Below are 16,746 nucleotides of genomic sequence, written 5' to 3'. Positions count from 1 at the left end.
CGTGCCTTTCGCTTTCACGCCAAACCGCTAAAGTTGTATAAGCCCCAATAAAAAGGAGACGCCATGGTCGACGTCCATTCGCAAGCTATTCGCAGCAAAAATATGCGTGCCATTCGCAATCAGGACACGGCGATTGAGCAGCGTATCGCGTTGATTTTGAAAGATCGTGGCTTCAACTATCGTGTACAAGATAAAGCATTGCCGGGTCGGCCAGACTTTGTTTTGCCACACGAGCGGGCGATCATCTTTGTCCATGGCTGCTTCTGGCATCGTCATCACTGCTATTTATTCAAGATGCCCGCCACGCGCACTGAGTTCTGGAACGGCAAAATTAACAGCAACGTTGAACGCGACCGCCGTTATATCGGGCAGTTACAACAAAGCGGCTGGAAGGTACTGATTGTCTGGGAATGTGCGCTGCGCGGCAAATTGCGCCTGGAAGATGAGGCGTTGATTGAACGACTGGAAGAGTGGCTGCTGGCCGCCATGCACAGTGGCGAAATCGATCATCAGGGCTTGCATCACTATCGTGTTGAATAGCGTGCGATTGTTGCTTTTAGCCGCCATAACAGTTTAGATCTTCTCTTTCTCTGGGACGCGGAATCGAGCCATGAGCAGCATCAAACTGACGGTCAAACGCCTGTATCAACTCCGTGATGAGCGGATGGTGAACACCCATGCAACGGCACGCATTTATTTAGGCGAGCAACTGGTGGCCACCGAGGAGATCAGCGGAATGACGGAAAGTCCGGTCAGCAAATATGTGCACGCTGGCGATCTTGCCGGGCAAACACTTCGCGTCGAATGGGACTGTGCGGGCATCGCTGATATGTCAGTGACGGCGGTTGAGCGATGCCCCTGTTGTCAGGATCACGAACCGGAATAAGGATAACTATTTTGGCAGGAACCAGTTTACTCACGCTTCTGGATGACATTGCGACGCTGCTTGATGATATTTCAGTGATGGGCAAAGTCGCGGCAAAGAAGACCGCTGGCGTATTGGGTGATGATCTCTCACTCAATGCGCAGCAGGTCACCGGCGTAAAAGCCAACCGTGAATTACCCGTGGTCTGGAGCGTCGCAAAAGGCTCATTTCTTAATAAATTAATTCTGGTGCCGCTGGCGCTGATTATCTCGGCGTTTGCGCCCTGGCTAATCACACCGCTGTTGATGTTGGGCGGCGCTTACCTTTGCTATGAAGGCGTGGAAAAGGTGCTGCACAGCCTGAATCACGATAAGGCAGAAAGCAGCCCGGAGGCACGTCAACAGCGTCTGGATAAGCTGGCGCAGCAGGATCCGCGCCAGTTCGAAAAAGATAAAGTGAAAGGCGCTGTACGCACAGATTTCATTCTTTCTGCGGAAATTGTGGCAATCACCTTAGGGATTGTCTCTGAAGCGCCGCTGTTGAATCAGGTGCTGATTCTGGCGGGGATTGCGATTCTGGTGACGATTGGTGTTTACGGCATCGTGGCGATGATCGTGAAAATCGACGACCTCGGATACTGGCTGCGGGAAAAGTCCTCCACGCTGGCTCAGGCGACTGGCGGTGCGCTATTGGCGCTGGCCCCCTGGTTGATGAAGGTGTTAACGGTGGTGGGCACGGTGGCAATGTTCCTGGTCGGTGGCGGCATTATTGTGCACGGTATCGCGCCGTTGCATCACGCGATTGAGGAGTACAGCAGCGGCTTCCATGGCGTTATCTCCGCCTTGCTGAGCAACGGTGCCAATCTGGTACTCGGCTTTATCATTGGGTCGATCGTGCTGTTGGCGGTAAATCTGGTTGCGAAAGTACGCGGTAAATCGGTATAAAGCGCAGGAATTTATCAATCACGGGTCAGGAGAACGATGATGAACGACGATATGTTTGAATTTGATATCGATGCGCAGCTGGAACAGGCTGAAGCGAAAGCGGCTGAAAAAGCCAATGAAGTCCCGGCTGATATCAGCGACGAAGCGGACTGCGAAGGTTGCAAAATCTGATTTCCCACCCGGGAAAGTGTTTCAAAGCCGATAATAATTTTTATCGGCTTTTTTTATAAACAACATTTTACACTGCTTATTCCGATTTCGTCACAGTAATAACATTATCCTATAGGCATAAATGGGGTGCAGCTGCTATAACTTTATCCGTTCATTCAACGGAAAAAGGGAGGGCGCGGTATGACCTTTGCGATCAGTGATGAAGTTCAGCACAAAGAGGGCGGACCCACGATGGTGGTGACCGGCTATGCCAGCGGAATGGTAGAGTGTCGTTGGTATGATGGCTACAGCGTGCGACGCGAGGCGTTCCGTAGTGACGAACTGAGTCACTTATCCGGAGCGCGCCAGCTGGCCAGCTAAGCGTGTGCGGGACGGTCAATCCGTCCCGTTGCGTTTTTACCTCTCTGATTTTCCTTTGATCCCTGCCTGTACGACTTTTCTCCTGCTGACTACACTTTTCGCATCCGCCCTTGATTGAATAACTGTTGCCCATGCCCACTTCGCCTTTGACGCCACGCACAGGTAATCCTTTTTTGCCGGTGCATCTCTGCTTTCTGGCGGTCTTTTTGTTCTCTGCATTCCTTACCGTGCATGAAGCGATTGAGCTAAAAAATAACTATGAGGAGCGTCAGCGCGCACAACTGGCTGAAATCCAGAAAAACCTCGACAGCCGATTTCAGGAAAGCATCGATGAATTGACATATTACGAGAGAATGCTCAACTATGCGTTGATGCATCCGCTGGATTCGAGTCAAACGCGCGAAGCCATTACCCGCTTTCAACAATTGCGCCAGCAAACGACCTGGCAGTTAAAGTTGGCTAGCCTGCGCAGTATGCCGTTGAATGGCGTGAGTGACAGTTGGTTAATGCGCGATCCCCTGCTGCTGCGCAACAGCGATCACATCAATGCGGAATTGCGCGCCGCCATGGAATTCAGCTTTATCATGCAGTTCAGCGACCCGGGACAGGATTTTCACTCACGCTTTTGGTATATCTCGCGCGCCGGTTTTTTTATCAGTTCAAGGCCTCCGCAAAGTCCGCAAGAGCTGATAGAAAGCTATACCACCATGACGGAGCGCCCCTATTTTCGCGATCAGGCACCGGATAATCCGCAGCGCGGTCGATTGCGCTGGAGTGAAGCCTATCAGGGTGAATTTAACGAAGGGTTAATGATGACAGTGAGCACGCCGATCGTCAGTCATGGTTACTGGTACGGTGTACTGTCGATGGATTTCACCCAGGCGCGGATACATGGGTTGATGGCCGAAGCACGCCATAGCTTGCTGCAAGGCAAGTTGCTGATGGTAGACCGCTCACTGAATGAAATCACCCGCTTGCATGCGCCAAACGATCAACCGCTAATGCCGGAGCAACAGTCGCGGCTGGAAGCGCAAATTAGAGAGCAGCCCGCTGGCGTGATGCGCCTCGGCACCCAGTTTGCCAGCTGGAGCAAATTAAAGAATGTGGACGCGTATATCGTGAATATTCAGAGCCTGAGGCAGGGGATGTCACAGGAACTGGGCCGCGTATCGCTGTTCTTGCTCGGCATGTGGTTGCTGTTTGTACTGCTACTGCTGGTCGTGCATCAGGTCATTATTCGTCTGGTGCGCCGTATGGACGATCTATCCGCCAAACTCACCTGGCGCGCCAATTACGACGGTATGACGCGGTTGCTCAATCGCAATGCGTTCTTTGAGCAGTTTGTGGCGATCTCAGCCCGCAGCCAGCAGCAGCAAACGCCCCTCGCGGTGATTCAGCTGGATGTCGATCACTTTAAGAAAGTGAACGATACCTGGGGACATGCGGCAGGCGATCAGGCATTGATTCGGGTGGCGGGCGTGATTAGCCATACGCTGCGTAAGTATGATGTGGCGGGCCGTATCGGCGGAGAGGAGTTTTGTATTGTACTGCCGGAAACTACGTTGGCGGATGCCAGTGCAGTTGCGGAACGCATCCGTGCGCGTTTAGCGGCAAAAACGATTCTCGTGAATGCCAGCACCACGTTTAGCGTCACCCTGTCGGCTGGCGTGACCGGCAGCGAAGAGCAGGGCGATTATCATGCCGAGAGCCTGCAAGCCACCGCCGATCGCCGCCTGTATCTGGCGAAAACCGGCGGCCGCAACCGCGTGGTGGCAGAAGATTAAACCTTGCCTTCGTTATCTTCCTCCACCGCCTGATAAATCCGCTGCAGGATATCCGGAAACGCCGATTGCACGCGGCTCCAGCTGGGAATGAAAGGTTTCTCATTGGGCCGCTCAATAAAGGATTGCCCGGCATCAAGTATCGCCTGGGTGAACATCTCGACCGCCGCCTCCTCAATATGCTGATCAAACTTCAGGCCATTCATTGTCGCTTCGTGGTTGTAGATCTCCATCATATCCAGCGCATTGCGATAATAAGTGGCTTTGAGCACGCGGAATGAGTCACTGGTGAGTGGCACGCCCATGGTCGCCAGCTTGCGCAGTAACGACTGGACAATATCATTGCTCATACGTTTCAGGCCGCCGGTGCCATCTTCTTCTGCCAATGGTTGATGTTTATGATCGTAGTTATCGGCAATTTCCACCTGACAGGTTTGTCGCGTGGTGTAGTTGCGATAAATCTCCGACAGCACGCCGATTTCCAGCCCCCAGTCGCCGGGAATTTTAATGCCGTTCAGCACATGGGTACGCATGGCGAATTCGCCAGACAGCGGATAGCGGAAGCTGGTGAGGTAATCCAGATATTCAGAATGGCCATACACTTTTTGTAGCGAACGCAGCAGCGGGCCGACCAGCAAGCGGCCTACGCGACCATTAAGCTTGCCGTCCGCGACGCGCGCGTAGAACCCTTTGCAGAACTCATACTGGAAAGCTGGATTGGCAAGCGGATAGAGCAAGCGCGCCAGCATGCTGCGCTCATAGGTGACGATATCGCAGTCATGCAGCGCCACGCACTGGGTGCGATCCGAGGCCAGCGTATACCCGGTGCAGAACCACACGTTGCGTCCTTTACCCGGCTGGCTAGGCGACAACCCTTCTTTATCCAGTTCAGCATCCAGCGCTTTCAATCGGGGTCCATCATTCCACAGGATGCGATGGCGTTGTGGCAAACGAGAAAAGAATTCGCGAGCAAAGAGAAACTGGTCGCGGTCAGCACGATCGAGACCGATGACGATCTCATCCAGATAAGGCACTTTGGCCAGCTCATTGACGATGTTATCCAGCGCCGGACCTTCCAGTTCGGAGAACAGGGAAGGCAGGATTAGCCCCATTTTGCGTTTACGCGCGAAACGTACCATCTCTTTTTCCAGCGATTCAACGCTGCGTTGGGTGAGATTATGAAAGTTAGTAATGACACCATTTTGGTAAAAATCACTCATTTTCTCATCCTTAGGTCAGAGGGTTATTCGGGTTGCGCGAGAAAATAGTCCAGCCCTTCACGCCAGCCCAGCGGGCCAGCATGCGCGGTGTGATAGACATTTTGTTGATCGCGGCGCGTGAGGATCACCGGGGTTTTACTGAATCCTTTAATCACCACGGCATAATCGACCTGCTCCAGCATCGGCACATCATTGGGGCCATCACCGAGGCCGAGGGTGGTCCGCTTCTCTCCACTGCGCTGTTCGAGATGCTGCTGCAGCTGCTGCAGTGCGATGCCTTTACCGCAGCCCTCTGGCATCACATGCCAGAATCGTCCCCCCTGGGTGAGCGCCAGGTTGTGTTCCGCCAGCGCCATACGAAAATCCTCCAGCTTTTCACTGTCATCGCGCCAGAGTATGACTTCTGAAGCATTGCGCAGTCGGCTCTGGCTGGCTTCGGCCAGGGTTAATCCGGTGAAGCGGGCCACTTCCGCATCGCTAAAGTCGTGAAAACCGCTGAAGCGGAAAGTGGATTGCAGGGTATTCAGAGAGCGGCACAGCGCAAGATAGTGTTCACCCGGTTCCTCCGCTGCAATTTGCTCGCCATCAAAAGCGATAAAAGCCCCGTTTTCAGCGATGAAAGGGGTACCGGAAAGACCCAGGCGTTTCTGTAAGGGGATCATTTCAGCGGCCGTTTTACTGGAACAGAACACCACGGGAATCGCCTGCTGCTTGAGGCGCTGCAACCATTCACTGGCGGCATCCCAGTTGTAATCATGATGATCCAACAACGAGCCATCGAGATCGGTCACAATCATCAGCGACGAGTTAAGTCTGAGCATCAACACTCCTTACGCCAGGCGCGTCCGTAAAGCAGAGAGTAATCAGTATAATAGCGTTATGACGATCACACTTTTATGCGAGTGGCTCACGTCAATTTCCAGGATAAATCTTAAATCTACAGGGTGACGATTAGGGACGTACACACATTGCGCATAAAAGAAACACAGTAGGCACACGGTGTTTTCGGTAACAAATGGGGAAGGTCATGCTTTTTTGTTCGTTTTATACGCCAGATTGGGACTTGTCTTGTGTTGACTAAAGCGTAGTCTGACTCAGGTGTTAAGAATTTCCTGGTGTAACGAATTCACTGATTTATTTTACCCGGCCATCCCGCCGGGTATTTTTTTGAAATCGATTTCAACGGTTAACTTCAGTGATCGAGAAGTCACGGATATCGAGTTCAAATGCTTCAGCCAGATCGATATAAGAGTCATAGGCTTCACCATTCACTTTCACCCGGTGAGCGTGTTCCGCTTCCATGAACTCTTTAACCTCGCCTGAGGTTTTCTTCTGAATCGCTTCCAGCAATGCTTCAACGTCAATGTTCACTTCGCGCTGCACATTATCACTGTACTCTTTTGCGGTTGTCATGGTCGGCCTCCCAGAGGCGATGAGATTCTATATCAGTATAGACAAAGGGAAGAATGGGCAGGAAAGGGCAGATTTCAGGCAAAAAAAAGCCCGCGCTGCGCGGGCAAAAATCCTTGTTACTTTTAGGTTGACTGCGCCTTTGGGGTTGGTGCAGTACGAAGAAGTGTACGGGCTACCCGCGTCAGAAGTCTCTCTGCGTACTGTTAAGAAAGTGAAAAGCCGCGGTTTGACAGAACTTTACCCGTCTGTCATCGCATCAAGCGAATCAGCGGCTATGCTTAGAGCTTGACGATAAATAAGTGATATCAGGGAGTTAGTATGGATTTTATTCGAATTGTGATTGCGATTTTACTGCCACCGCTGGGTGTATTTCTGCAGGTGGGCTTTGGCGGCGCCTTCTGGCTGAATATCCTGCTCACGCTGTGCGGTTATATCCCGGGCATTGTGCATGCAGTGTGGGTAATCGCCCGACGCTGATCCGGATCAGGCGGCCGCCATTTTCTTCCGTTACACTGTATTCAGGACAATATCTGGAGAGTAATCAATGCAGGTGAATGACCGCGTAACGGTAAAAACCGATGGCGGCCCACGTCGCGTGGGTACAGTACTGGCAGTTGAAGGTTTTAATGAAGGGACCATGTACCTGGTGGCGCTGGAGGATTATCCGCTGGGGATTTGGTTCTTTAATGAAAGCGACCATGCGGAAGGGGTGTTTGTTGAGCCCTACGAGGAAGCTTAAGACTGCATAAAAAAATCAGGTGCACATAAGGTGCACCTGATGCATATCAACCCCTGCCATCAATGACGGCGAGAGGGTTTAGAACGTTTCCCAGTTGTCGTTACTGTTCGCCGCTGCCAATGCTGGACGCGGTGTCAGCGTCGGGGCCTTCAGGGTGCCTGATGAAGGTGTCATCACTCGCGATGCGGGTGAATCGTTAAGTTTAAATGCCGCAACGGCCTGTGTCAGACGACCCGCCTGATCTTCCAGCGAGGCGGCCGCTGAAGAGGCTTCTTCCACCAGCGAGGCGTTCTGCTGCGTCACGTTGTCCATCTCGGTAACCGCCAGACTCACCTGCTGAATGCCACGGCTCTGCTCATCGGAGGCGGCGGCAATTTCCGACATAATATCGGTGACGCGACGCACCGCCTCGACGATCTCACCCATGGTTGAGCCGGCTTCGCCCACCTGATGTGAACCGTTATTAATCAGATCAACCGACTCGGCAATCAGCGTTTCAATCTCTTTCGCGGCCTGGGCACTGCGCTGGGCCAGATTTCGTACTTCGCTCGCTACGACGGCGAAACCACGCCCTTGCTCACCGGCACGCGCTGCTTCTACCGCCGCGTTCAGCGCCAGGATGTTGGTCTGGAAGGCGATACTGTTAATGACGTTGGTGATCTCAGCAATTTTCTTCGAGCTGCCAGAGATATTGTTCATGGTTTTCACCACGCCATGCACCAACTCACCACCGCTACGGGCTTTGCCGGAAGCATCCGCAGCCAGTTGACTGGCATGGTGGGCGTTTTCCGCATTTTGCTTCACGGTTGCGGTGAGCTGTTCCATGCTGGCAGCGGTTTGCTCCAGCGCAGAAGCCTGCTCCTCAGTGCGTGAAGACAAATCGGTGTTACCGGCTGAGATCTCGCTGGAACCCTGATAGATGGCAACGGCGCCTTCGCGGACGGTGCCTACGGTACGCACCAGTGCGGCCTGCATCAGTTGCAGATTATGCAACAGGCTACCGATCTCGCTACGGCCATACGCTTGTTCCGGTGCGGTCAGATCGCCCTGCGCAATACGCTCAATACGCTCAACCGACTGACGCAGCGGGCTGATCACCACACGGCGGAGGAAGACGAAGGTGAGGAGCACCAATACCAGTGCAGCAGCAAAGGCCACAGCCATGGCAATAAAGCCGACGCGGGACTGGTGCGCAGCTTCCGCGTTGATCGCTTCGGCACGGTCAGTACGAATTTTTATCGCTTTCAGTAATACCGCGTTATACGCATCATCCAACTTGCGTGTCACGTCGGTTTCCTGCGCCACGATCCCTTCGAAGCTGCCTTGCTTAGCCGACTCAATCATCGGCTTCAATCCCTTGTCGATATAGTCATTGAATGCCGCGGTAAGTGGCGCATCCAGCGCGATATCCTCCGGCGTTTTCGCCTTGCGGTCCATGTAAGTTTTAAAACCGTCACGCGCTTGCTTGATGCGGGTCTCCGTGCGCGCCAGATCGGCACGATAGCCGTCCATTTCACCGATGCGGGCAGCGGCGCCGGATTGCAGCACGTTCAGACGAGCGGTACGCAAATGGTTCGAGCTATTAGAGATGCCCATACGGATTTGAATTTCATCCGTCGCATCGTTGAGGGAATTATTACTCTGGGTTAAAAAATAGCTGGCGAGGCCGATACACAGGGCAAAAAGCAGCAGAATGCCACCAAAGATCATGCTGAAAAGAGGCATCAGGCGCAGGTTCTGCCAGATGCTGAGCTTATATTGCTCATCAATCGATGCTGTTTTCATATCCTTGCTCTCATTTTGGGTAGGTGTTCTGAGAACAAGCATCGGCAGTTCAGGCTAAAGGATTAGGGGGCGAAGTGAGACCTGGCTCGCAGATCCAGGCAAAACGACAAAGGGCCAATCTGCGGATTGGCCCTTTGTCGGCTACGGCTATTTACTCAAACTGTTTACATGCAGGACTATCGCACGTTGACATAAATACCGGAGGTCACATTATCGGTCAGTCGCACCACATGATAAATAACCTGTTTATTATGTGTCTTAATTTTGCGTTTTATATTACCTTTGTGTGACGATACCGTTTTGGCTTTAATTTGCATCTTGTCTGAAATTTGAATGGTGTCATGTCCTGACATCCACATTTTCAGCATATTTGATTCAGTCTGACTTAATGTCAGTGGGTGAATGTCCAGGCCTGCTGAAATACGCGGGGTAGCGCTGAGTTTCTTTTGCAGGTAAGTACCGAGCAGTGAATCCAGAGTCGAGGTTTTCACCGATTTTGACGTAATAATCAGGTTCTTACGAACGTAGAGGTATTCCTCAAAATGGATGTTCGAGATCGCCATAAAGATAAAAAATAGCGTATCTGGATGCTGCATAATAATGGCACGAATACGATCGCTGGAATCGGATTCATGAATGAAGCATTCTTCGTTAATAAATACGACACCAGGCTTTAACTGTTCACATCTTTGTTGCAGTTGTTCAATATCAGAGACCGGAGTAATATTTTTCTTTTTAACTCCTTTGGCCGACATATAGTCTGATAATCCCAGGCGTGTGTAGTTACATGAATCCATAATAATCGTTGGCATTATAGCGACCCTCACCAATTTGTTATCCGTTTAAATCAACGATGAATACGCGTTTGCGGTACGAGAGAGATTTCCAAAGACACTTTTTTATTCTGCTCGGCAGACTGGCGAATGATATCCGTGCGCCATCATGACTCTATCCCTGAACCCTTCTGCGAAGTTTGTTGTGTTACTTCCACGTCACTCTAGTCCCCGCGATAGTGGGAATCGCCGGGAGTTTGCATTAAGTGTGTAATTCGCTCTGTTTTTGAGAGCCCTGTCACTATCGCGCAAGTCACAGACAAATCTGATAGGACAATTCTTAAAAACATTTGAATCGCGAAAGTGTGACGTTTCAGCGAGTGTTGACAATGCCGGAAAAAAGGGATTTAGACAAGAAAAATCGCTGTAATATTTTTTTTGTTTAAAAACAGCCCTTTGAGCATTTATTCAACCAATTCTCAAGGTTTATCACCTTAGGAATCGTCTGACTAAAATACGCGAAGCGCCGTTTAATAAGAATAATTTTCACCTGAAATGCGCATTTATCAGAATAACCTCAGTTGATTTCTGAGAAATATGGTTCGAAAAATGCACAGATTGATTTTGAATACTTAACTATCGCATAAGAACTTCTACAGAATCGTTAATTAGCGTGCGTGGGAGAGTTCTGAGACAAACTGCGCGAGTAAATCAAAGACTTCGCCGAAGAGATGTTCGCAGAAGGGGGCGAGCAGTGGCATCATCATACCCAGGCTGAGGATCCCCACCGTTAAGGTAATCGGAAAGCCAATCGCGAAAACCGACAGTTGTGGTGAAACACGGTTTAACAAACCTAGTGCCATGTTTAGCGTGAGCAATAAAACTATTAAGGGCAGCGCTAACATCATCCCATTAAGGAAAATTAACCCGGCGGACTTCACCAGCGCCATAAAAGCATTGGCGTTGAGGGGTTGATCATTAATCGGCAGGGTATGAAAACTGTCCACCAGCAGCGAAATCAGCCACAAGTGTCCGTTGAAGGTCAGAAACAGCAGCATGGCCAGCATATCGAGAAAACGCGCCAGCACGGGCATGTTAAGGCGGCTGCCAGGATCAAAGAAGGTGGCAAAGGATAAGCCCATCTGTAATCCAACGACTTCACCGGCCATACGCACCGCGGCAAACGCCAGTTGCATGGTCAGGCCAATCCCCACACCAATCAGTAATTGCTGTAACAGGATCCAAAAACCGGCGGGGGTAAATAACGTGACTTCTACCGGAGGCAACACGGGAATGACGATCCAGGTCGTCAATACCGCGAGGCCCACTTTCACGCGCTTGGGAATGGATTTCTCACTCAGCACCGGCGCACTGGCAAAGAGTGCCAGCAAACGTACCATCGGCCAGAAAAATTGCGCGACCCAATGGACCAGCTGGCTGCTATCGAGGTTAATCATCAGCCGATGATATAAGGTAAGTTGGTCAACAGATTACGCATGTAATCCAGTATCAGGTTCAGCATCCACGGGCCAGCAATCACCGCGGTGGCGGCAACGGCAAGGATCTTAGGAATAAAGGAGAGTGTCTGTTCGTTGACCTGCGTGGCCGCCTGTAACAGGCTGATGATCAGACCGCTGACCAGTGCCGCCAGCAACAGCGGGGCGGCGAGCATCAGGGCAATTCGCATTGCTTCCTGGCCGATGACCATAACCGATTCGGGTGTCATGCTGCGCTCCTGGCGTTATATGTTGCGGCCTTCAGGCCGACCGGATTGAGAGTTGCCATCGACTTCCAGGTGTGCCGCTAGGAGTAGAAACTTTGTGCCAGTGAACCCACCAGCAGCTGCCAGCCATCCACCAACACAAACAACATCAGCTTGAATGGCAGAGAAATGGTCGCCGGCGGCACCATCATCATCCCCAGCGCCATCAACACGCTGGCAACCACCAGGTCGATGATCAGGAACGGGATGAACACAGTAAAACCAATCTGGAAAGCAGTTTTCAGTTCACTGGTGACGTAAGCCGGCAGCAAAATGCGCATCGGTACGGCTTCCGGACCTTGAATCGGCGCGGTGTTGGCAAGACGAGCAAACAGCGCTAAATCGGCTTCACGTGTCTGACGCAGCATAAATTCACGCAGCGGTTGAGCGCCTTTGTCGATCGCTACGTCCATGCTGATTTTGTCCTGACTGAACGGCAAATAGGCGTCGCTATAAATCTTGTCGAAGGTCGGCGCCATAATAAAGAAGGTTAAAAACAGCGCAAGGCCAAGCAAAACCTGATTGGGGGGGGCAGAAGGCGTGCCTAAGGCGTTACGCAGCAAGCCAAAAACAATGATGATGCGCGTAAAACTGGTCATCATCAGCAAAATGGCCGGAATAAAGGTCAGCGAGGTGATAAACACCAACGTCTGCACCGGCAGTGACCAGCTCTGGCCGCCATTTGCCAGTGGCTGGCTGACCAGTCCTGGCAATTGCGCATGCGCAACCGGTGCCAGCAACAGCAGCGGCAAGAGGGGAAGCAATCGACGCATCATTGGGGTTTTCCGGGACGTTTAACCAGATTCTGGAACAGCTGACGAAAATCCTGCGGCGCCACGGTTTTGTTCACCAGCTCTTCAGGTGGCAGCGGCGGCAGCGAATGCAGATGGGTAATTTGCTGGGCGGTGACGCCCAGCACTAAACGCGCATCGGCGGTGTCAACAATCACCACCCGCTCCTGACGACCCACCTGCACGCTGGCGCTAATTTTCAGCGCCTGGGTGTTGACGGTTTTGGGCGCAAAGCCAAGGCGTTTTGCCAGCCAGCCACAGGCCAGAATCAGCAGAACAATCACTGCCAGCACGCTGCTGACTTGCCCAATCACCGAACCGGTAGAGACCACCGGCTGGCTATGAACAGGCTGGCCAATTTGCGCGTTCTTTAACATGCTTAACGGCTCAGACGACGCATACGTTCAGATGGCGTAATAATGTCGGTGATACGCACGCCATATTTGTCGTTCACGACGACGACTTCGCCCTGCGCAATCAGGTAACCATTGATCAAGATATCCAGTGGTTCACCGGCCAGGCCATCCAGCGCCACCACGGAACCCTGCGTCAGGCGCAGCAGCTCTTTGATGGTCATCTTGGTGCGACCCAGTTCCACGGTGAGTTTGACCGGGATATCCATAATCAGATCAATGTCTTGCAGCGAGCCACTGGCACCGTTGCTTTCAAACGATTTGAAAACGTTCTCGGTTGGATCAGGCGTGCTGGTGGTTGCCTGCTCGTTCATTGCCTCAGCCCACAGGTCGTCCGCAGAAATATCATCGGACGGTTTTTTGCTGTCACTCATCGGGCTGTTCCTCGTTCAGCGAATTCAAAATCGGGTTAATCAGGTGTTCAACACGCAGCGCGTACTGGCCATTCATGGTGCCATATTGGCTGGTCAGTACCGGTACGCCATCGACGTGAGCAATGATGCGGTCCGGCTTCTCAATGGGCAGGACGTCACCAGGTTTCAGTTGCAAAATACGTGACAGGCGCATGGATGTTTCCGCGAAGTGGGCAATCAGCTCCAGCTCCGAGTGCTGCACCTGTTTCACCAGATTGTCGCGCCAGTGCGTATCTTCCTGACGGGAGTTTTCCAGTGGTGGATTGACCAGCAGCTCGCGCAGCGGCTCAATCATTGAAAACGGAATACAGATATTAAATTCACCCACCAGGTTACCAATCTCGACCTGGAACGGGGTGTTGACCACGATATCGTTCGGCGAAGTGGTGATGTTGGTAAATTTCACCTGCATTTCCGAACGGACGTACTCAACATCCAGCGGGTAAATCGCTTTCCAGGCATCGCTGTAACCATCCAGTGCCAGCTTCAGCATGCGACGGATGACGCGTTGCTCGGTATGGGTAAATTCACGGCCTTCCACTTTGGTCGGGAAACGGCCATCACCACCAAACAGGTTATCTACGGCGATAAACACCAGACTCGGTGAAAATACCACCAGCGCAGTACCGCGCAGTGGTTTCAGGTGGATCAGGTTCAGGTTGGTTGGCACCGGTAAATTGCGGGCAAACTCATGGTAAGGCTGAATCTTGATCGCACCGACACTGATATCCGGGCTACGGCGCAGCAGGTTAAACAGCGCCATACGAAAATGACGGGCAAAACGCTCGTTAATGATCTCCAGCGCCTGCAGACGCTCGCGCACCACGCGACGCTGAGTATTAGGATCATAGGGACGGATATCGCCATCGGTCCCTTTGGAACTGTTCTCTACTTCCGCGCTGTCACTGTCGCCATTAAGCAGCGCGTCAATCTCAGCCTGGGAGAGAATGCTATCGCCCATTAAATCACCTCAAAATGAAGGCGGTAAACAGCACGTCACTGACCACCTGTGGCGGTTGCGTTTTTACCAGCGGTGGCGCCAATGCCTGTTTGATCTGCTCAACCAGGGCCTGCTTACCTTGTTCTGTGGCAAGCTGAGCGGCACTTTGACGCGAGAGCAGCAGCAGTAAACGGCTGCGCACCTCAGGCAGGTAATCATTCAACCGACGACGGGTATCCTCATCCGGCAGACGCAGGGTAAAGCCTACGTACAACACACGGTCGGGATCGTTGTCAGGATTGACCAGGTTAACCGTAAACGTATCCATTGCAAAAAATACAGGGGCGGCCGGTGGCTCTACTTTCGCCGCTTCCGGTTTGTCATCCCCGTGTTTATTCATCATTCGCCAGACTGCATAGCCTGCCACGCTGCAAGCGGCCAGCGTTACAATCAGTAACACCGGTATTAGTAGTGAACGTTTGCGGCCTTTAGCTTTCGCGTTATCAGACATGTTTGCAGTTACTTCCTGTGAATTATGGGCAAGCCTCTCGGCTCGCCTGGACAGATTATCCCGCGTCTTAAGTCAAACAATGGGAAGAAAAGACGCGGGTTTTACGCTTACCTTCAGCGTTTAGCCGCTGTCAGGCAAAGATATCGACAGCGCCGTTACCTGTCGCGCGCGCCTGAAGGGCTGCCGGGACGGCAATAGGCGTTATCTCGTTTTCACTGTCCTGGGAGAGGGTAAAGCTGCCGTGCTGGCCATCACGACGTCCTTCCTGCTGGCCCTGATAATTCTGGCTTTGTGCGAAGGCGTCGCTGCTGACATTACTCTGTCCCAGGTTGATACCGCTCTCCGCCAGCGCTGTACGCAGCTGAGGGAGAGCCGCTTCCAGCGCGGCCCTCACTTGGCTGTGGCTGGAAACCATACTTAACTGCGCCTGATCCTTGTCGAGGGTCAGGTTGATCTGGATAGCACCCAAATCTTCGGGATGTAAGCGCAATTCGGCATTTTGCTGACCGTTGCGACTAAACATCACGATTTGCTGGCTTAACGCCTGCTGCCACTCATTGCTGCCGAGTTGGGCATTCAGCATCGGCGTCGACGGAGTGGTGCTGGTCGTCGCCGTGCTGTTGGTCAGTGTGCTACTGCTGCTGACCGGGGCGCTGGTTAATGCTGTTACCGTGTCGCTCTGAGTATTACGATGTTCTTCCGGTTTGCTGAGCGTGCTCAGCACCTGCTTAAAGCTTTCATCCAGTGACAGTGCGCTGTTACTGTTACTGCTGCTGGCCGTGGTGCTGGCGGCAGCGGCACTGCTACTGGCTGTCGTTGTACTGACATCACGGCTGACACCGCTCAGCACATCGCTGGATTTCTTATGAGGCGTACTGTCGGATTGTGCCTCTTGTTCATCTTTCACGGCGTTCTGCAGTGTTCGGCTTAACAATGATCCGTTTAGCGTAGTCTCTGCATCGGCAGAGGTTTTATCCGTGCTGACGCTGACGGCGCTCTGACTGTTGCGCGCTTCAACCGCAACCGGTAACATCGCGAACAGTGCCTGAACATTCTGTAAGTCGCTGGCACTTAACGAACTTGCTTCAGACTTGTCTTTATCATCGGCTGATTTCAGCGTGGCTTTAGTGTTTTCCGGTTGTAAAAGTGCGTTTAACGCCTCTGGTTTGTCCAGTGCCTGCAATAACGCGCTTAATGACGCTTTTGTGACGCCTTTTTCATCGACTTCTGCTGTCAGATCAGTCGATTGCGTGTTAACACCTTGTTGCTGAGCCAGCGTCAGTAAGCGGTTACCCAGTTCAGTGATAAATCCCTGTGGCAGCGCATCTGTACCCAGTAAATTGTCCGATGCTACAGCACTGTCTGCATCGCTGACTTTAGAGGTTTGCGTAACCATAGTTGGCAGCGTAATCATTCGCCTCTCCTCATAGCGGCCCGTTGGGCAAATTCATCCATCCGTTTCTGATCGAGACGGTTTTCTTGTCGTAATGCGTTTTCGGCAGCGCGAGTGATCAGTGTTTGATACGCATTCAATCGCTTATGCTTTTCTTGCCAGCTGCTCAGCGCCTGATCCAGACGTTGATTCCACTGATTCAGCTGTTGCCGATGCTGTTCAATGGCTTTCTCCAGCGTCTGGATAAACTGGTGGTAATTGGTCCAGCGCAGGCTGGAAATACCGCCTGACATATCGGTGTTGAGCTTATTGCGGTACTCATCCTGATAGTCGAGCAGCATGGTGAGCTGCTCATCCGCCTGCTTTACGCCACGGCGCATGTCACCTAAATGAATCACGGCCTGTTCCAAATCCTGCTCCGCCATATCGCGCAGCTTATCGATTGCACTGGCAGTTTTCATGGCTTACCTCG

General features: G+C 52.2%; 22 protein-coding genes. 8 read left to right on the top strand and 14 right to left on the bottom strand.

Annotated features, from left to right (window positions below):
• The first annotated feature begins 63 nt into the window (after positions 1-63).
• From AC6I8L_RS11675 to dgcQ, 6 genes are all read left to right on the top strand, one after another.
• Positions 64-540, top strand: a complete 477-nt coding sequence (locus AC6I8L_RS11675; protein ID WP_034824507.1) for a very short patch repair endonuclease — start codon at positions 64-66, stop codon at positions 538-540.
• Between the two features lie 70 nt (positions 541-610).
• Positions 611-886 (top strand): hypothetical protein, encoded by a 276-nt coding sequence (locus AC6I8L_RS11670; RefSeq protein ID WP_034824504.1) that lies wholly within the window; start codon positions 611-613, stop codon positions 884-886.
• A gap of 11 nt (positions 887-897) precedes the next feature.
• On the top strand, positions 898-1,809 hold the full coding sequence (locus AC6I8L_RS11665; protein WP_034824501.1) for a DUF808 domain-containing protein: 912 nt from the start codon (positions 898-900) through the stop codon (positions 1,807-1,809).
• Between the two features lie 36 nt (positions 1,810-1,845).
• The gene (locus AC6I8L_RS11660) at positions 1,846-1,980 is read left to right on the top strand and encodes a hypothetical protein (RefSeq protein ID WP_255253243.1); all 135 of its coding nucleotides are present in this window, start codon (positions 1,846-1,848) and stop codon (positions 1,978-1,980) included.
• A 180-nt stretch (positions 1,981-2,160) separates the two neighbouring features.
• Positions 2,161-2,340 carry a YodC family protein gene (locus tag AC6I8L_RS11655; protein ID WP_034824498.1) on the top strand — a complete coding sequence of 60 codons (180 nt, stop codon included), beginning with the start codon at positions 2,161-2,163 and terminating at the stop codon, positions 2,338-2,340.
• A 206-nt stretch (positions 2,341-2,546) separates the two neighbouring features.
• Complete coding sequence (gene dgcQ, locus AC6I8L_RS11650; RefSeq protein WP_236699724.1) at positions 2,547-4,124, top strand: cellulose biosynthesis regulator diguanylate cyclase DgcQ; 1,578 nt, start codon at positions 2,547-2,549, stop codon at positions 4,122-4,124.
• On the opposite strand, the gene AC6I8L_RS11645 is transcribed toward dgcQ, so the two are convergent.
• The 3 genes from AC6I8L_RS11645 to AC6I8L_RS11635 all read right to left on the bottom strand — a co-directional run bounded on the left by AC6I8L_RS11645 (position 4,121) and on the right by AC6I8L_RS11635 (position 6,754).
• A complete protein-coding gene (locus AC6I8L_RS11645) occupies positions 4,121-5,341 on the bottom strand; it encodes a glycosyltransferase family protein (protein WP_034824481.1) in 1,221 nt (406 codons plus the stop codon). The genes dgcQ and AC6I8L_RS11645 overlap by 4 nt on opposite strands.
• A gap of 23 nt (positions 5,342-5,364) precedes the next feature.
• Complete coding sequence (locus AC6I8L_RS11640) at positions 5,365-6,162, bottom strand: mannosyl-3-phosphoglycerate phosphatase-related protein (RefSeq protein WP_058959887.1); 798 nt, start codon at positions 6,160-6,162, stop codon at positions 5,365-5,367.
• Between the two features lie 358 nt (positions 6,163-6,520).
• Positions 6,521-6,754, bottom strand: coding sequence for a DUF2525 domain-containing protein (locus AC6I8L_RS11635; protein WP_058959886.1), 234 nt, complete (start codon positions 6,752-6,754; stop codon positions 6,521-6,523).
• A 318-nt stretch (positions 6,755-7,072) separates the two neighbouring features.
• Between AC6I8L_RS11635 and AC6I8L_RS11630 the strand changes: the two genes are divergently transcribed.
• Together AC6I8L_RS11630 and dsrB are read left to right on the top strand one after the other, a co-directional pair.
• On the top strand, positions 7,073-7,231 hold the full coding sequence (locus AC6I8L_RS11630; protein WP_034824466.1) for a YqaE/Pmp3 family membrane protein: 159 nt from the start codon (positions 7,073-7,075) through the stop codon (positions 7,229-7,231).
• 67 nt (positions 7,232-7,298) lie between these two features.
• Positions 7,299-7,493 carry a protein DsrB gene (dsrB, locus tag AC6I8L_RS11625; protein WP_034824463.1) on the top strand — a complete coding sequence of 65 codons (195 nt, stop codon included), beginning with the start codon at positions 7,299-7,301 and terminating at the stop codon, positions 7,491-7,493.
• Positions 7,494-7,571: 78 nt separating this feature from the next.
• On the opposite strand, the gene AC6I8L_RS11620 is transcribed toward dsrB, so the two are convergent.
• From AC6I8L_RS11620 to fliJ, 11 genes are all read right to left on the bottom strand, one after another.
• Entirely contained in the window at positions 7,572-9,278 is a 1,707-nt protein-coding gene (locus AC6I8L_RS11620) for a methyl-accepting chemotaxis protein (RefSeq protein ID WP_058959885.1), read from the bottom strand.
• A gap of 176 nt (positions 9,279-9,454) precedes the next feature.
• A complete protein-coding gene (gene rcsA / locus AC6I8L_RS11615) occupies positions 9,455-10,090 on the bottom strand; it encodes a transcriptional regulator RcsA (protein ID WP_058959884.1) in 636 nt (211 codons plus the stop codon).
• A gap of 629 nt (positions 10,091-10,719) precedes the next feature.
• Complete coding sequence (gene fliR / locus AC6I8L_RS11610) at positions 10,720-11,508, bottom strand: flagellar biosynthetic protein FliR (RefSeq protein ID WP_058959883.1); 789 nt, start codon at positions 11,506-11,508, stop codon at positions 10,720-10,722.
• Positions 11,508-11,777, bottom strand: a complete 270-nt coding sequence (fliQ, locus tag AC6I8L_RS11605; RefSeq protein ID WP_034824451.1) for a flagellar biosynthesis protein FliQ — start codon at positions 11,775-11,777, stop codon at positions 11,508-11,510. Before fliQ ends, fliR begins: the two co-directional genes overlap by 1 nt.
• Positions 11,778-11,854: 77 nt before the next feature.
• Positions 11,855-12,586, bottom strand: a complete 732-nt coding sequence (fliP, locus tag AC6I8L_RS11600) for a flagellar type III secretion system pore protein FliP (RefSeq protein WP_034825234.1) — start codon at positions 12,584-12,586, stop codon at positions 11,855-11,857.
• Complete coding sequence (gene fliO / locus AC6I8L_RS11595) at positions 12,586-12,981, bottom strand: flagellar biosynthetic protein FliO (RefSeq protein WP_034824448.1); 396 nt, start codon at positions 12,979-12,981, stop codon at positions 12,586-12,588. The genes fliP and fliO overlap by 1 nt, the downstream gene beginning before the upstream one ends.
• 2 nt (positions 12,982-12,983) lie before the next feature.
• Entirely contained in the window at positions 12,984-13,391 is a 408-nt protein-coding gene (gene fliN, locus AC6I8L_RS11590; RefSeq protein WP_034824445.1) for a flagellar motor switch protein FliN, read from the bottom strand.
• Positions 13,384-14,391 carry a flagellar motor switch protein FliM gene (gene fliM, locus AC6I8L_RS11585; protein WP_034824442.1) on the bottom strand — a complete coding sequence of 336 codons (1,008 nt, stop codon included), beginning with the start codon at positions 14,389-14,391 and terminating at the stop codon, positions 13,384-13,386. The genes fliN and fliM overlap by 8 nt, the downstream gene beginning before the upstream one ends.
• A gap of 4 nt (positions 14,392-14,395) precedes the next feature.
• Positions 14,396-14,881 (bottom strand): flagellar basal body-associated protein FliL, encoded by a 486-nt coding sequence (gene fliL, locus AC6I8L_RS11580; protein ID WP_034824439.1) that lies wholly within the window; start codon positions 14,879-14,881, stop codon positions 14,396-14,398.
• A 130-nt stretch (positions 14,882-15,011) separates the two neighbouring features.
• Complete coding sequence (locus AC6I8L_RS11575; protein ID WP_058959882.1) at positions 15,012-16,295, bottom strand: flagellar hook-length control protein FliK; 1,284 nt, start codon at positions 16,293-16,295, stop codon at positions 15,012-15,014.
• A complete protein-coding gene (fliJ, locus tag AC6I8L_RS11570; protein ID WP_038646338.1) occupies positions 16,292-16,735 on the bottom strand; it encodes a flagellar export protein FliJ in 444 nt (147 codons plus the stop codon). The genes AC6I8L_RS11575 and fliJ overlap by 4 nt, the downstream gene beginning before the upstream one ends.
• Between the last annotated feature and the right edge of the window lie 11 nt (positions 16,736-16,746).

The sequence above is a fragment of the Type-E symbiont of Plautia stali genome, assembly GCF_059731115.1.
Note: the sequence above shows the minus strand (reverse complement) of the source record. Positions and strands in the feature narration are given on the sequence as shown.

Excerpts from the sequence above, each read along its gene's own strand:
- AC6I8L_RS11675 (WP_034824507.1), top strand. The coding sequence starts at position 64 with ATGGTCGACGTCCATTCGCAAGCTATTCGCAGCAAAAATATGCGTGCC.
- AC6I8L_RS11670 (WP_034824504.1), top strand. The coding sequence starts at position 611 with ATGAGCAGCATCAAACTGACGGTCAAACGCCTGTATCAACTCCGTGAT.
- AC6I8L_RS11660 (WP_255253243.1), top strand. The coding sequence starts at position 1,846 with ATGATGAACGACGATATGTTTGAATTTGATATCGATGCGCAGCTGGAA.
- AC6I8L_RS11655 (WP_034824498.1), top strand. The coding sequence starts at position 2,161 with ATGACCTTTGCGATCAGTGATGAAGTTCAGCACAAAGAGGGCGGACCC.
- AC6I8L_RS11645 (WP_034824481.1), bottom strand. The coding sequence starts at position 5,341 with ATGAGTGATTTTTACCAAAATGGTGTCATTACTAACTTTCATAATCTC.
- AC6I8L_RS11640 (WP_058959887.1), bottom strand. The coding sequence starts at position 6,162 with ATGCTCAGACTTAACTCGTCGCTGATGATTGTGACCGATCTCGATGGC.
- AC6I8L_RS11635 (WP_058959886.1), bottom strand. The coding sequence starts at position 6,754 with ATGACAACCGCAAAAGAGTACAGTGATAATGTGCAGCGCGAAGTGAAC.
- AC6I8L_RS11630 (WP_034824466.1), top strand. The coding sequence starts at position 7,073 with ATGGATTTTATTCGAATTGTGATTGCGATTTTACTGCCACCGCTGGGT.
- dsrB (WP_034824463.1), top strand. The coding sequence starts at position 7,299 with ATGCAGGTGAATGACCGCGTAACGGTAAAAACCGATGGCGGCCCACGT.
- AC6I8L_RS11620 (WP_058959885.1), bottom strand. The coding sequence starts at position 9,278 with ATGAAAACAGCATCGATTGATGAGCAATATAAGCTCAGCATCTGGCAG.
- rcsA (WP_058959884.1), bottom strand. The coding sequence starts at position 10,090 with ATGCCAACGATTATTATGGATTCATGTAACTACACACGCCTGGGATTA.
- fliR (WP_058959883.1), bottom strand. The coding sequence starts at position 11,508 with ATGATTAACCTCGATAGCAGCCAGCTGGTCCATTGGGTCGCGCAATTT.
- fliQ (WP_034824451.1), bottom strand. The coding sequence starts at position 11,777 with ATGACACCCGAATCGGTTATGGTCATCGGCCAGGAAGCAATGCGAATT.
- fliP (WP_034825234.1), bottom strand. The coding sequence starts at position 12,586 with ATGCGTCGATTGCTTCCCCTCTTGCCGCTGCTGTTGCTGGCACCGGTT.
- fliO (WP_034824448.1), bottom strand. The coding sequence starts at position 12,981 with ATGTTAAAGAACGCGCAAATTGGCCAGCCTGTTCATAGCCAGCCGGTG.
- fliN (WP_034824445.1), bottom strand. The coding sequence starts at position 13,391 with ATGAGTGACAGCAAAAAACCGTCCGATGATATTTCTGCGGACGACCTG.
- fliM (WP_034824442.1), bottom strand. The coding sequence starts at position 14,391 with ATGGGCGATAGCATTCTCTCCCAGGCTGAGATTGACGCGCTGCTTAAT.
- fliL (WP_034824439.1), bottom strand. The coding sequence starts at position 14,881 with ATGTCTGATAACGCGAAAGCTAAAGGCCGCAAACGTTCACTACTAATA.
- AC6I8L_RS11575 (WP_058959882.1), bottom strand. The coding sequence starts at position 16,295 with ATGATTACGCTGCCAACTATGGTTACGCAAACCTCTAAAGTCAGCGAT.
- fliJ (WP_038646338.1), bottom strand. The coding sequence starts at position 16,735 with ATGAAAACTGCCAGTGCAATCGATAAGCTGCGCGATATGGCGGAGCAG.